The sequence below is a fragment of the Bradyrhizobium sp. OAE829 genome (assembly GCF_040546575.1).
Lineage (GTDB): Bacteria > Pseudomonadota > Alphaproteobacteria > Rhizobiales > Xanthobacteraceae > Bradyrhizobium.
Genome location: NZ_JBEPOE010000001.1, coordinates 3579797 through 3592605 on the forward strand (window position 1 = coordinate 3579797; position 12809 = coordinate 3592605).

Below are 12809 nucleotides of genomic sequence, written 5' to 3' on the forward strand. Positions count from 1 at the left end.
AGTAGCGGAAGGTGTTCCGAGGTCCAGACGGCCGACGCATGTCATGCATGCATGCGGCGCTTCCGCCCCCTAGTCGCCACCGACATCGACATCGAGGCCGGCAGCCTTCAGTGAGGCGATGGTCGCCTCAAGATGGGTGCGGTCTCGGGTTTCGATGACGACCTCAAGGACAACCCCCTTGGCTGGCAGGTCGGTGAAAATGCGTTGATGCGACACCTCGACGATATTGGCGCCTGCCTTGGCCAGGATGGCGACAACCGTGCCGAGCTGTCCGGGCCGATCCACGATGTCGAACTTCAGCTTCGAAAGGCGGCCTTCCCTTGCGAGTTGACGCGTCAGCACACCGGACAGGAGCCGCGTGTCGATATTGCCTCCGCTCAGCACCAGGCCGAGCGAACGGCCCTTGAAGCGCGCCGGATCGGCGAGTACGGCCGCCAGGCCCGCCGCCCCCGCGCCCTCGGTCACCGACTTCTCGATGGTGATAAAAAGGCTCACCGCGTGCTCGATCTGCTGCTCGGTGACGAGTACGATATCATCGACGAGCGCGCGCACGATGTCAGACGTGATCTGACCGGGCGCCTTGACGGCAATGCCCTCCGCGAGCGTGTCACCGCGCATCGCAAGATGTTCCCCCTTGATGAGGTTGTACATCGAGGGGTAAAGCGCGGCCTGAACGCCGACGATCTCGATATCCGGCTTGAGGGTCTTGGCGGCAACGGCGATGCCGGATATCAGGCCGCCGCCCCCGATCGGAACAACCAGGACGTCGAGATCGGGCACCGAAGCCAGCATCTCGAGCGCGATAGTACCCTGACCCGCGATGATCAGCGGATCGTCATAGGGATGGATATACGTCAAACCCTGTTTTCGACCGTAGTCGGTGGCGAGGGTGGCGGTATCCTCCAGCGTCGCCCCACCCTCGATCACGGTCGCACCGTGCCGGCGCGTGTTCTCGATCTTCACCATCGGTGTGCCCACCGGCATGAAGATGGTCGCAGGAATCGAGAGGCGGGCCGCGTGATAGGCCACGCCCTGTGCGTGGTTGCCCGCCGAGGCGGCTGCCACGCCGCGCCGCCGTTCGTCGGCCGATAACGCAGACAGCCGATTGAGCGCGCCGCGCTCCTTGAACGTCGCCGTAAACTGCAGGTTTTCGAATTTCAACCATATGTTCGCGCCCGTGATGTCGGACAACGTACGACTGGGCTCGAAGCTCGTCCGCTTCACGAAGCCGGCGAGCACGCCTGCCGCCGCCTCGATATCGCCAAGGGTAACCGGCAGGTGCGCGAGGGAAGCTTTCAACGTCTCGGTCATAATCATCGAATCTCTGCCGACCGCTCCACGCAGTAAGGGCGAAGACGGCGGGTTACGCTACGCCAACCCCCACCCTATGAAGCTATTTCAGGAAAAAATACAGCAGGAGATACAGCAGGGATACCGCGAGGATCGCGAGAGACAGACACAACGGGGTGCTGCACAGCGCATCGCGCCCGCCCATTACGCCGGTGCCTGATCGGTCGCACCTGCCGCTCGGACAAGAGGCGCGGTTGGTTGCCGGTTTCCTACGCGCGTGCGGTGCCAATGCCGCCTTGGCGCCCCGGCCCGGTATCGATCCCGATGAGGCTCAATGTCTTTGGGCTCAATCGCGTTCTCGGCAGGTGCGAAAGCTGCCGCTGTGGGTAATCGATTTGGTCGCCTACGCATTTTCTTCGAATTCGCAGGGGGGCGGCTAGTTTTTCTTGCACAATTCGAGGCAAGCGGCGGCCATCCTCGTTTTCCTTTCGTGATCCTCGTCACATCGCCGCGCGAGCGGCGTCGCTAAATGTGGTCGCTCCAGCCCGGATGATCCCGCTGGTCAAATCAAGGGGAACTGCGATGACCGATGCAATCAATGCGAACAGCGAAGTTCTGGATGGCGACCTCGATGCGGTGTCTGGCGGCTTTATGCGGCTCCCTTTAGTGGCCGTCAAAGTGCTGGAAGCCAGCAAAGGCGGCGAAGGAACGGGTGGTGGTCAGAACGACCCGGCCCAAATGTTTCAACAGATTATGCAGCAACTGACCCAAGGGGGTTAGCGCGCCAGGCGCACAACGTCGGCCGAGCGGCAAGCTTGCGAAATCCGGTTGAGGACCGAGCGCAAGGCCGGCGCACTGTCGGCATTCGCTCGCACCTAGGGGCCGGCGGGACGGCCTGGCCTAATTTCCGGCGGCCGTAACAAAAAGCCCCATAGCCGTAGACCGTTCATGTGTAGTCAGTGCGACCAAATCGACGTCAAGATTACGCACCTTCGAGACGTGGCCTCTCGAATGCTGGACAAGCAAACGCTTGACGGCATCGCCGCCTTGATTTCGGAAATGGAAATCAAAAAAACCGAACTGCATCCCGAGTAGGATGCGCCGTGGAAACCGGACAGACTTGAAGTCTTCGTATATATTCACAGCCGACGAGCATGGCTTTGCGGGGCGAATGTTTCATGCCGCAGTTCGATGACCAATGACTGGTACGAAAAGCTTCGTTGCCCAAAGTGCGGCAAGACTGGCATGGCAACGCTGTCCCAAGAAGAGGGACATTTGCCGATTGCCGAGGTCATTCCGGATGGCTTCGAGTTAGTTTTTACCAACAAAGGCCCAGACTTCTATTGCACGACCTGCAACGTCGCGGCGTATCCATAGCCGCCTCGGCGCGCTGATCCACGAAGCACGCTGACAAACCGCGAATGGCACAAACTGCACATGCCACGGGAAACCCCGCGGGTGTATTGTATTCTACTCGCGTCATGAGGGAACGACGCCATGGTAGTCGAATTGCTCTATCGCGCAGGCATCATCGCCCTCGGCCTGATGAACGTCGGGCTGGTTGCTGCTCTATTGTTCGCAGGCGGCTGAAGCCGCTACCCGCGAACTAAAACTCGCGGTCCATCGCCGGATGCCGGCGAGCGCGGCTGCGCGGGTGGCACCCGCTCTCGACCGTCCAATGCACTAAAGGGCCGCCGAGATCGGCAGCCGAGCGCCGTGCCACCGGCGCGCGGCCGCCTCAATACGGATTAGTAGCGCGGGCAAACCCAGTTGCCGTAGGTATCGTAGCCGCAGCCGCCGCCGTAATAGGCCCCTGCTGCCGCAGCTCCAACAGCAGCCGCGCCGACCGCTGCCGCACCGTAGCCCCGACGATACCCGTAGCCGCCATAACCGTAGCGACCGCCGCGCACTGCGACAGCGCTACCCCGCGCGCCTCGAACCGCGACCGCGCCGCCGCGGTAACCGCCACCGTGAAATCCGCCGCCGCCCCGATAGGCACCACCGCCGCGACCGCGAGCGTAGGCATCGTCCGGGATCAGGCTGGCCGTGAGTAGAACGAGTGCTGCAAGAGCAGCAAGAATACAACGAAGCATGGCTGAACCTCTTTCTACAAACCCTGCCGGGATGGGAAATTGCTGCGCTGTCAGTGACGAGCGTTGATGTAGATCAACGGAATAAGAATGCCTAAATTCATGGGGAGAGATGTCAGGTGCCGGCCGCGCAAACAGTGGTCTGTTGTCGCATTGTCCTTTGGTAAGACGACCCCACCGACAAATGGGGGAAGCATTCATTTCGACCGGTTGTGCAGACTTAATAATCCTTCGAGGAATTAGCTGATGTTCGTGCACAAAGCCGCCAACCCGGTGCCCGGTCCCTATTCACTCGGGGACCTTGGCATGACGAGCGGATTGGACCCAATCGTTTGCTTAAATGAATTCAACTACAAGAAAAGGACCAAGATTTACGGCGATGCGGCGCGCGAACGCGACGGCCTGGATGAGCGGCGTCGGTTGGTAGAAAGGGCGGCACCATGAAAAACAAACCACCGATCTTTATTCCGGCTCGGCAACGCCCGACGACGTTCACTGTCTCACGCGGTCTTACCGCGAGACACAAATTTATTTAGCTTCGCTCACCCACCCTACGACACCACGAAGCTACGAAGCTGCGCTCCGCCCTTGCGCGCGCCACCACACGCCGAAGGCGATCACGACTGCCGCCGCCAGGCTGAACCAGGTGATGGCGTATTGCATGTGGTCGTCCTTGAGATGGACAATGAGCGGCCCCGGTTTCGGGATGCCGCTCTCGGGCCGAGGGGATTCCAGATCGATATAGAACGGCGCGACAGCCTTGCCGCCCTCGCCCCAGCCGAGCGCGCGCGCCATCGCCAGATGATCGCGGGTGAACCAGAGCCGCTTGGCGATATTCTCCGACGGCGTCAGCGTGCCGGCGGCTTCCGGAAAGCGAAGATAGCCGGTGAGTTTTGCCGGTTCGCCGGTGACGAGCCGGCCGACCGCGCGGTCTTCCTGCGCACGGTCCTGCATCGTGTTCTGCACGAAGCCGGTATTGACCGCGACGATTGCCCCATCGGCGGTTTGCGCCGGCAGGAACGCCCAGGTGCCCGGGCCGGACACGTCGTTACGGACCGAAGAGCCGGAGCTATAGACCATTACATCGGGAAGCCGCACGTAAGTTCCGGTGAAACTGACGCGGCGGAATTCGTCCTTGGCTGGTGTCAGCGTGCCCCATTGCGCCTGTTCCGGCAGCGCCTTGGGCGCATCGGCCAGCCTTTCATTCAGGGCCGCGATCAGCGCGTGCTTCTGGACGCGCCGCTGCAATTGCCAGATCCCGAGGCCGAGACAGGTCACGATCATCACGAGCGTGAAGATGGCAAAGCCGAGCGTACCGCGCCGCCGCGCAACAACGCCGGTCATTTCGGCTCGCGATCGATCAGGCGGCCGGGCGCGGCCTTGTGATGGTACTGCAGCGCGATCAGCAGCGACTTCATCGAGCGCAGCGGCAACAGCGTGGTCGCCAGAATTAATGGTAGCCACAACGCCGCATGCAGCCAGAACGGCGGCTGGTATTTGATCTCCACGATCAAGGCCGCTCCGACCACGATCGCGCCCGCGATCATGATGATGAAGATCGCCGGCCCGTCGCCGGCATCGATGAATGCGTAATCGAGCCCGCAGGCCTCGCAGTTCGGCCGAAGGTCGATGAAGCCCGCATAGAGCTTGCCCTTGCCGCAGCGCGGGCAGCGGCAGGCGATGCCGCGCAATGCGCTCTCGGTCAGCGTGGGAAGAGCATCATCAGGCATGGCTTCACTTCGTAAAAAATGAAAAAGGGGCGGTCGCACGACCGCCCCTTGTAACACAATGACGTCAGTTCAATGCCCGGCGACAGGTCCAGCACCGCGGAACCAGACATAGATGCAGATGAACAGGAACAACCACACCACGTCGACGAAGTGCCAGTACCAGGCGGCGAATTCAAAGCCGAGATGCTGGGTCGGCGTGAAGTGTCCGGCATAGGCGCGGAACAGGCAGACCAGCAGGAACACGGTGCCGACCAGCACGTGGAAACCGTGGAAGCCGGTCGCCATGAAGAAGGTCGCGCCATACATGTTGCCGGAGAAGTGGAATGTGGCGTGGGCGTATTCATAGGCCTGCACGCAAGTGAACAGCGCGCCGAGCACGACGGTGAGGATCAGGCCGTATTTCAGGCCCTTGCGATCGCCTTCCAGCAGCGCGTGATGCGCCCAGGTCACCGTGGTGCCCGAGGTCAGCAGCAGCAGCGTATTGAGGAGCGGCAGATGCCAGGGGTCGAAGGTCTCGATGCCCTTCGGCGGCCAGGTGCCCGGCACGCTGCAGGCGCCCGCCGCAGTGCCGGCGCCACAGCCGAACACCGCGTCGCGGGTGGCATGAATGGCGTCGGCCGGGAACAGCGCGGAATTGAAGAAGGCCCAGAACCAGGCGACGAAGAACATCACCTCGGAGGCGATGAACAGGATCATGCCGTAACGGTGGCTGATCTGCACCACGCGGGTGTGGTCGCCCTTGAACTGGGCTTCGCGGATCACGTCGCCCCACCAGCTCGCCATGGTGTAGAGCACGCCGATGGTGCCGACGCCGAACACGATCGGCGCCGCCGCATACATATGGTGCATCCAGCCGACGGCGCCGACGGCCATGATGAAGGCCGAGATCGAGCCGACGACCGGCCACGGGCTCGGATCGACGAGGTGGTAGTCGTGATGCTTCGCGTGCGCCGTAGCCATTGCGGTCTCTCCGTTAGCGGTGCCGGATCCTTCGGCACATCTTCGTCTCAAAATTCAAAGTCGGGAATTTCGGAAGGCCGAAATTCCCGGAGTTACAGGCTTCCCTTGCGCTTGTCCGACTCGCCCGAAGCCACCGGCTTCGGCGCCGGATCGCGCACGGGATAGAAGGTGTAGGACAGCGTGATGGTGTTCAGCCCGTCGCTCTCGGTGTCGGCGATCAGCGCCGGATCGACGTAGAACACGACCGGCATCTCGCGCTTTTCGCCCGGCGCCATGGTCTGTTCGGTGAAGCAGAAGCAGTTGATCTTCTGGAAATACGCGCCGACCGTCAGCGGGGTCACGTTGTACGCGGCCTGGCCGACCGTGGGCCGCGCCGCCTGGTTGGTCACCCTATAGAACACGGTGACGACCTCGCCGATCCTGACCTCGATCTCGTTCTGCTCCGGCTCGAACTTCCACGGCAGGCCGGCGCCGACATTGGCATCGAACCGCACCGAGATCTTGCGCGCCAGCGGGCCCTGCGAAGGCGCCGAGGTGGCGACCTGGGTGGTGCCGTTGAAGCCGGTGGCGCGGCAGAACCAGTTATAGAAGGGAACGGCGGCATAGGCCGCGCCGACCATGAACACCACGACGAAACCGCAGATCGAGGCCACCATCGCATCGCGCGTCAGGCCGCGGCGCGAAGCCTTGCGGCTTGCCTCCGGCTCCCTTTGCGCGATCGGTTGGTCTGCCATGTCCACCTGCCCAGATTCCAGTCTACAGTTTCCAGATTACATGGGCCGCACTAGAACGGCCGGCCCCTTGACCATGGTGACGGCGAAAAACAGCACGACGAGCACGAGGAGCGCGAGCGCAATCGCGACCGACCGCTGGCGCCGGCTTCTTTTCTGCGCCTCGGTGAGGACGATTCCATCTGGCATCCGCTTGTCGTCCATTCCGGTCCCATGCGCCCCCTACCCGATCAAAGCCATGACGCCGCGCACGACGACTTCGAGCAGCAGCGTCGCAAACAGCGCGAACAGGTAAAGGATCGAGAAAGCAAACAGCCGCCTGGTCGCGCGCAGCGCCTCGGTACCTTCGCGGCGGCGGTAGACGTTGATCGCCAGCGCCATCATGCCGGCGCCGAGCACCAGCGAGGTGATGCCATAGATCGCGTCGAAATAGCCGAGCGGCCAGGGGGCGACGGCGATCGCGACCAAAACGACCGTATAGAGCAGGATCTGCAGCCGGGTCGCGTCGGGTCCGGCAACGACCGGCAGCATCGGAACGCCGGCGCGGGCATAGTCGTCGCTGCGGAACAGCGCCAGCGCCCAGAAATGCGGCGGGGTCCAGAAGAAGATGATCAGGAACAGCAGCACCGGCTCCATCGACAGCGAACCGGTCGCCGCGGCCCACGCCACGACAGGCGGCAGCGCGCCTGCGGCGCCGCCGATCACGATGTTCTGCGCGGTCCAGCGCTTCAGGAGCATGGTGTAGATCACGACGTAGAAGAAGATCGTGAACGCCAGGAGCCCGCCCGCGAGCCAGTTGACGAGGATGCCGAGCGTCATCACCGAGAAGAACGCCAGGATCAGCCCGAACGCGGTCGCCTCTTCGCGCGTGATGCGGCCGCGCGGGATCGGCCGGTTGGCGGTACGCGACATCTTGGCGTCGATGTCGCCCTCATAGGCCATGTTCAGCGCACCGGAAGCGCCGGCGCCGACCGCGATGCAGAGGATGGAAGTGAACGCCAGGATCGGGTGGATATGGCCGGGCGCGATCACAAGGCCGACCAGCGCGGTGAAGATCACCAGCGACATCACCCGCGGCTTCAGCAGCGCGAGGTAGTCGCCGACCTCGGCCTCGGAAATCCGGGGCAATTCGATGGCGTTGTGATCGACGACCGACAAGATTGATCTCGCTTGGTTCTAGGCCGCGGCGCGCCCGAAGGAGCGCGCCGCGAACGATAAGGTTTATTGCACCCGCGGCAGCACTTCGAACTGGTGGAAGGGCGGCGGCGACGACAGCGTCCATTCCAGCGTGGTGGCGCCGGGGCCCCACGGATTATCCGCCGCCTGCTCCTTCTTGATGAAGGCATCGATCACGCCATAGATGAAGATCAGCACGCCGAAGCCCGAGACGTAGGAGCCGAGCGAAGACACCAGGTTCCAGCCGGCGAACGCATCCGGATAGTCGATGTAGCGGCGCGGCATGCCTGACAGCCCGAGGAAATGCTGCGGGAAGAACACCAGGTTGACGCCGATGAAGGTGACCCAGAAGTGCAGCTTGCCGATCGTTTCCGAGTACATGTAGCCGGACATCTTCGGGAACCAGTAGTACCAGCCCGCGAAGATCGCGAACACGGCGCCCAGCGACAGCACGTAGTGGAAGTGCGCGACGACGTAATAGGTTTCCTGCAGCACGCGGTCGACGCCGGCATTGGCCAGCACGACGCCGGTGACGCCACCGAGCGTGAACAGGAAGATGAAGCCGATCGCCCACAGCATCGGCGTCTTGAACTCGATCGAGCCGCCCCACATCGTGGCGATCCAGGAGAAGATCTTCACGCCGGTCGGCACCGCGATCACCATGGTGGCGGCGACGAAATAGGCCTGCGTCGCGCTGGACATGCCGACCGTGTACATGTGGTGCGCCCACACCACGAAACCGATGCCGCCGATCGCGACCATGGCGTAGGCCATGCCGAGATAGCCGAACACGGGCTTGCGCGAGAAGGTCGAGACGATCTGGCTGATCATGCCGAAGCCGGGCAGAATCAGGATGTACACTTCGGGATGGCCGAAGAACCAGAACAGATGCTGGAATAGCAGCGGGTCGCCGCCGCCGTCGGCGGAGAAGAAGGTGGTGCCGAAATTGCGGTCGGTCAGCAGCATGGTGATCGCACCGGCGAGCACCGGCAGCGACAACAGCAGCAGGAAGACGGTGACCAGGATCGACCAGACGAACAGCGGCATCTTGTGCAGGGTCATGCCCGGCGCGCGCATGTTGAAGATCGTGGTGATGAAGTTGATGGCGCCGAGGATCGACGAGGCGCCGGCCAGATGCAGCGACAGGATCGCGAAATCGACCGCCGGTCCCGGATGGCCCGAGGTCGACAGCGGCGCGTAGATGGTCCAGCCCGCACCGACGCCGTTGGCGCCCGGCTCACCCTCGACGAAGGTGGACATCAGAAGCAGCGCGAACGAGGCCGGCAGCAGCCAGAACGAGATGTTGTTCATGCGCGGGAACGCCATGTCGGGCGCACCGATCATCAGCGGCACGAACCAGTTGCCGAAGCCGCCGATCATCGCCGGCATCACCATGAAGAAGATCATGATCAGGCCGTGCGAGGTCACGAACACGTTGTAGGTATGGGCTTCGTGGAACAGCTGGACGCCGGGATACATCAGCTCGATGCGGATCGCGATCGACATCGCCGCGCCAATGACGCCGGCGATGACCGCGAACACCAGGTACATCGTGCCGATGTCCTTGTGGTTCGTCGAATAGACGAAGCGCCGCCATCCGGTCGGATGCGCGTGCGCGTGGTCATCATGGGCGTGATCGTGGTGTGTCGCTGCGCCTGTTGCCATGTTCAAATCCTGCCTTGCAGTCCCTTTTCGGACCTTGCGGTCCCGTCGCCCTTGTCCCTTGCGCCTAAGCCTTAAAGCTTGCCTGAGCTTTGCGGCTTACTGCGCCACCGCGCCACCAGCCGAGGCGTACGAATTCGCCGGGTTGGTCGCATATTTCTTCTTCGCGGTTTCCACCCAGGCCGCGAACTCCTGATCGCTCACCACCCGCACCGCGATCGGCATGTAGGCGTGATCCTTGCCGCACAGTTCGGAGCACTGGCCGTAGAACATCCCGGTCTTGGTGGCCTTGAACCAGGTCTCGTTCAGACGGCCGGGGATGGCGTCGATCTTGATGCCGAAGGCCGGTACGGCGAAAGCGTGGATGACGTCAGCACCGGTGGTCAGAACCTTGACCACCTTGTTGACCGGCACCACCATCTCATTGTCGACGCCGAGCAGCCGGGGCTTCTTGTCCGCGGCCATCAGCGAATCGAACTCGAACTTGCCGTGATCGGGATAGGCGTAGCTCCAATACCACTGCTTGCCGGTCGCCTTGATGGTGAGATCGGCCTTTGGCACGTCGAGCTGCAGAAACAGCAGCCGGAACGACGGCACCGCGATTGCCACCAGAATCAGCACCGGGATCAGGGTCCAGGCCACTTCGATCAGGGTGTTGTGGGTGGTCTTGGAGGGGACCGGGTTGGCCTTGGCGTTGAACTTGACGACGACCATGACCAGCAGCACCAGCACGAACAGCGTGATGATGGTGATGATGGCGAACAGCCAGTTATGGAACCAGATGATGTAGTCCATCACAGGCGAGGCCGATTCCTGCAGGGTCCATTCCCACGGCGCTGGCTGCCCCAATTCGGCTGACGCCGTACCGCCGGCGACAAGGGCCATGCCCGCCACCGCAAATCCCAGCAACCGCCGGCCAATCTGGCCCTTCGACATCTTCATGCCGCTCGCGCTCCCTTGATAAATCCCCAAAGCATCCCCACCGGATGGCCGGAAATGCCGCACGATCCGCCCCTACAAACAGCCCGCCGGAGGTGGCTTGGGAGCACACCTCAAAAGTACCGGGGCCAGATCGCTAGAACGCTTCGAAATCCAGCCTCTCAAACCATAATTCGCAGGCTCTCGCAATGCAGTAGTGGGGACCAAAGCCATGCGTCACCGGCTAATCTCTGCATGTCAGGTTTTCCCGGTGAATCAGGCAAAATCCGCCTTTTTGTCCAGCTGCGCCGCTTGACAGGCGGATTACTGGATGTACGCACAGGAAGGGTGCGCCGCGGGGACCTGATTCGCCGCTGAAGCACCCTTCCCGGCTTCGCATCGGGCTTGATATCAGGCTTGGGAATTGCTTCGAGATTTAGCGAAAGACCGCCTTCAAGGCGCCGTCATTACGTATCAGTCCGAGTAATCATTCAGAGGATCGACCCGGATGAGGCGTTCAAAACATCAGGCAGGACGCAAGCCAGGGCCAGGCCGCTGGCTGGGCGGACTGCTCGCCACCATACTCCTGCTCGGCCTGACCGAGGTTGCCAGCGCCCAGGGCGCGGTACGCTCGGTCCATGGCGACTGGCAGATCCGCTGCGACACCCCCCCGGGGGCTCAGGGCGAGCAATGCGCCCTGATCCAGAGCGTGGTAGCCGAAGACCGCTCCAACGCCGGCCTCACCGTGATCGTGCTGAAGACCGCCGACCAGAAGAGCAAACTGATGCGGGTGGTGGCCCCCTTGGGCGTGCTGCTGCCCTCCGGGCTCGGCCTGAAACTGGACAACCAGGACGTCGGCCGCGCCGGTTTTGTCCGCTGCCTGCCCAATGGCTGCGTTGCCGAAGTCGTGATGGACGAAAAACTGCTCGGCCAGCTCCGCACCGCCAAGACCGCGACCTTTATTATCTTCGAGACCCCGGAAGAGGGCATCGGCTTCCCGCTCAGCCTGAACGGGATCGGCGAGGGATACGACAAGCTGCCGTGAGGCACCGGGGCGCCGCCTCAACATCCGCTTCGCTTAGTCGCGCGCGGCGCCGGTGTAGTAGTCGAATAGCCGGCGCGCCTCGATCGAGAGCCAGTCCGCTTCACCCGTGATGTAGCCTTCGACTTGCCCGGTGACGCCGAGCAGGAAGGTGATCGGCATGCCGTACAGCGCGAAGGGCGTGTCGACACCGTCGCTTGCGCCGGCACGTCCCACCAGTCCGCCGGGATCGAAGCCGATTCCGAGATGACGAAGCTTCAACTTCTTGGCGAACGGCGGCACCACGGATCGATCGCGATCGGTGGTGATGGCGACGACGGCGAGGTCGGCGCGGCGGCTTTCCGCGAGTTGATCCAGTATCGGCAGTTCCGTGCGGCAGGCTGCACACCAGGTCGCCCAGAAATTGACGAGCACCACCTTGCCGCGGAAGGACTGCAAATCGAGCACCCCTCCGCCGAGACGCGGGATCGGGACCGGCGGGACCGGCCGTGCGCCGCGAACGAGCGTGAACTGATGCCGGGCGGTGGCGAATGGCGGCGGCCCGCCGGCCGCGGCACGTCCCGGCAGGGGCGGTATCGCAAGCGAGGCGGCCGCGCCCATGATCCCCGCGACAAAGCTGCGGCGGGTCGGGCTGCGGGGCGAGGTCATGTCGGATACTCCGCTGTGCAGTTCTGAATCCAAATATCACGATCGGATGTAGGACCAGCCGGCTTCCTGCAATTCGATGATGCGCCCCGGCCCGCTCGGCACGATATCGACGCCATCGATCAGGATGACCGGACGTCCCTCCTGGCGCTCCATGCCGAGCTTGGTGGCGTCGCAGACCACGAAGCGGATGTTCGAATTGACCGTCCGGAGGATGCGCAGCATGTCCTTTACCGGCGAAGTGTCGGCGCGCAGCATGTGAACGCCGGCATTGTAGGCGACGACTTCGATCGTGAACGCCTCGTTCCGCTCCTGGTAGTATTTTGGAAGGTTGAGCGAGGTCGAGATCAGCGCCCGCATCGTGGTGGGATCATCGGTGTTGATCGGCAGCACCAGCCGATGCATCGCGACCGGAGCGGGCTTCGCCGGCGGCTTTGGGCTCGCCGCCTCCGATCCTGTCAGCAACAGGGTCACGGTCAGCGGCACCACGAAGGCCAGGATAAGACCCGCGGCAATCGTCCATTCGCGGCGAGAAAAGCGCATGGCGGCGGCCTCACAAATGCTT

The 12809-nt window shown here is 62.9% G+C and carries 15 protein-coding genes; 3 read left to right on the forward strand and 12 right to left on the reverse strand.

What is annotated here, in order from left to right; genetic code table 11:
• Nucleotides 1-69: 69 nt before the first annotated feature.
• Entirely contained in the window at nt 70-1311 is a 1242-nt protein-coding gene (locus ABIE49_RS17535; RefSeq protein ID WP_192735713.1) for a threonine ammonia-lyase, read from the reverse strand.
• A gap of 561 nt (nt 1312-1872) precedes the next feature.
• On the opposite strand from ABIE49_RS17535, the gene ABIE49_RS17540 reads away from it, so the two are divergent.
• Nucleotides 1873-2070 (forward strand): hypothetical protein, encoded by a 198-nt coding sequence (locus ABIE49_RS17540; protein ID WP_192735378.1) that lies wholly within the window; start codon nt 1873-1875, stop codon nt 2068-2070.
• 968 nt (nt 2071-3038) lie between these two features.
• Here the strand turns inward: ABIE49_RS17540 and ABIE49_RS17545 are convergent.
• Complete coding sequence (locus ABIE49_RS17545; RefSeq protein WP_192735379.1) at nt 3039-3383, reverse strand: hypothetical protein; 345 nt, start codon at nt 3381-3383, stop codon at nt 3039-3041.
• 243 nt (nt 3384-3626) lie between these two features.
• Between ABIE49_RS17545 and ABIE49_RS17550 the strand changes: the two genes are divergently transcribed.
• Nucleotides 3627-3824, forward strand: coding sequence for a hypothetical protein (locus tag ABIE49_RS17550; RefSeq protein ID WP_192735380.1), 198 nt, complete (start codon nt 3627-3629; stop codon nt 3822-3824).
• A gap of 123 nt (nt 3825-3947) precedes the next feature.
• Here the strand turns inward: ABIE49_RS17550 and ABIE49_RS17555 are convergent, their stop codons facing one another.
• The 8 genes from ABIE49_RS17555 to coxB form a co-directional block, all read right to left on the reverse strand.
• Nucleotides 3948-4724, reverse strand: a complete 777-nt coding sequence (locus ABIE49_RS17555; protein WP_192735381.1) for an SURF1 family protein — start codon at nt 4722-4724, stop codon at nt 3948-3950.
• Nucleotides 4721-5110: a DUF983 domain-containing protein gene (locus ABIE49_RS17560; protein ID WP_192735382.1), complete on the reverse strand. Its 390-nt coding sequence runs from the start codon at nt 5108-5110 to the stop codon at nt 4721-4723. Before ABIE49_RS17560 ends, ABIE49_RS17555 begins: the two co-directional genes overlap by 4 nt.
• A 69-nt stretch (nt 5111-5179) precedes the next feature.
• Nucleotides 5180-6070, reverse strand: coding sequence for a cytochrome c oxidase subunit 3 (locus tag ABIE49_RS17565; protein WP_192735383.1), 891 nt, complete (start codon nt 6068-6070; stop codon nt 5180-5182).
• Between the two features lie 92 nt (nt 6071-6162).
• Nucleotides 6163-6804 (reverse strand): cytochrome c oxidase assembly protein, encoded by a 642-nt coding sequence (locus ABIE49_RS17570; RefSeq protein WP_192735384.1) that lies wholly within the window; start codon nt 6802-6804, stop codon nt 6163-6165.
• A 36-nt stretch (nt 6805-6840) separates the two neighbouring features.
• Complete coding sequence (locus tag ABIE49_RS17575) at nt 6841-7005, reverse strand: cytochrome c oxidase system small membrane protein (RefSeq protein WP_192735385.1); 165 nt, start codon at nt 7003-7005, stop codon at nt 6841-6843.
• Between the two features lie 18 nt (nt 7006-7023).
• Nucleotides 7024-7959, reverse strand: a complete 936-nt coding sequence (locus ABIE49_RS17580) for a heme o synthase (RefSeq protein WP_192735386.1) — start codon at nt 7957-7959, stop codon at nt 7024-7026.
• A gap of 63 nt (nt 7960-8022) precedes the next feature.
• On the reverse strand, nt 8023-9642 hold the full coding sequence (ctaD, locus tag ABIE49_RS17585) for a cytochrome c oxidase subunit I (RefSeq protein WP_192735387.1): 1620 nt from the start codon (nt 9640-9642) through the stop codon (nt 8023-8025).
• A 96-nt stretch (nt 9643-9738) separates the two neighbouring features.
• The gene (gene coxB, locus ABIE49_RS17590; RefSeq protein ID WP_192735388.1) at nt 9739-10581 is read right to left on the reverse strand and encodes a cytochrome c oxidase subunit II; all 843 of its coding nucleotides are present in this window, start codon (nt 10579-10581) and stop codon (nt 9739-9741) included.
• A 484-nt stretch (nt 10582-11065) separates the two neighbouring features.
• Here coxB and ABIE49_RS17595 point away from each other — a divergent pair, with 484 nt between their 5' ends.
• Nucleotides 11066-11602, forward strand: a complete 537-nt coding sequence (locus ABIE49_RS17595) for an invasion associated locus B family protein (RefSeq protein ID WP_192735389.1) — start codon at nt 11066-11068, stop codon at nt 11600-11602.
• 33 nt (nt 11603-11635) lie between these two features.
• Here ABIE49_RS17595 and ABIE49_RS17600 read toward each other — a convergent pair whose 3' ends face one another.
• Nucleotides 11636-12247 carry a TlpA family protein disulfide reductase gene (locus ABIE49_RS17600; RefSeq protein WP_192735390.1) on the reverse strand — a complete coding sequence of 204 codons (612 nt, stop codon included), beginning with the start codon at nt 12245-12247 and terminating at the stop codon, nt 11636-11638.
• Nucleotides 12248-12283: 36 nt separating this feature from the next.
• Nucleotides 12284-12787 carry a DsrE family protein gene (locus ABIE49_RS17605; RefSeq protein ID WP_192735391.1) on the reverse strand — a complete coding sequence of 168 codons (504 nt, stop codon included), beginning with the start codon at nt 12785-12787 and terminating at the stop codon, nt 12284-12286.
• Between the last annotated feature and the right edge of the window lie 22 nt (nt 12788-12809).

Bases quoted from the DNA above. Each gene is read 5' to 3' on its own strand.
- ABIE49_RS17575 (WP_192735385.1), bottom strand. From the start codon at position 7,005: ATGGACGACAAGCGGATGCCAGATGGAATCGTCCTCACCGAGGCGCAG.
- ABIE49_RS17605 (WP_192735391.1), bottom strand. From the start codon at position 12,787: ATGCGCTTTTCTCGCCGCGAATGGACGATTGCCGCGGGTCTTATCCTG.
- ctaD (WP_192735387.1), bottom strand. From the start codon at position 9,642: ATGGCAACAGGCGCAGCGACACACCACGATCACGCCCATGATGACCAC.
- ABIE49_RS17600 (WP_192735390.1), bottom strand. From the start codon at position 12,247: ATGACCTCGCCCCGCAGCCCGACCCGCCGCAGCTTTGTCGCGGGGATC.
- ABIE49_RS17545 (WP_192735379.1), bottom strand. From the start codon at position 3,383: ATGCTTCGTTGTATTCTTGCTGCTCTTGCAGCACTCGTTCTACTCACG.
- ABIE49_RS17555 (WP_192735381.1), bottom strand. From the start codon at position 4,724: ATGACCGGCGTTGTTGCGCGGCGGCGCGGTACGCTCGGCTTTGCCATC.
- ABIE49_RS17540 (WP_192735378.1), top strand. From the start codon at position 1,873: ATGACCGATGCAATCAATGCGAACAGCGAAGTTCTGGATGGCGACCTC.
- ABIE49_RS17595 (WP_192735389.1), top strand. From the start codon at position 11,066: ATGAGGCGTTCAAAACATCAGGCAGGACGCAAGCCAGGGCCAGGCCGC.
- ABIE49_RS17535 (WP_192735713.1), bottom strand. From the start codon at position 1,311: ATGACCGAGACGTTGAAAGCTTCCCTCGCGCACCTGCCGGTTACCCTT.
- ABIE49_RS17550 (WP_192735380.1), top strand. From the start codon at position 3,627: ATGTTCGTGCACAAAGCCGCCAACCCGGTGCCCGGTCCCTATTCACTC.
- ABIE49_RS17560 (WP_192735382.1), bottom strand. From the start codon at position 5,110: ATGCCTGATGATGCTCTTCCCACGCTGACCGAGAGCGCATTGCGCGGC.
- ABIE49_RS17570 (WP_192735384.1), bottom strand. From the start codon at position 6,804: ATGGCAGACCAACCGATCGCGCAAAGGGAGCCGGAGGCAAGCCGCAAG.
- coxB (WP_192735388.1), bottom strand. From the start codon at position 10,581: ATGAAGATGTCGAAGGGCCAGATTGGCCGGCGGTTGCTGGGATTTGCG.
- ABIE49_RS17565 (WP_192735383.1), bottom strand. From the start codon at position 6,070: ATGGCTACGGCGCACGCGAAGCATCACGACTACCACCTCGTCGATCCG.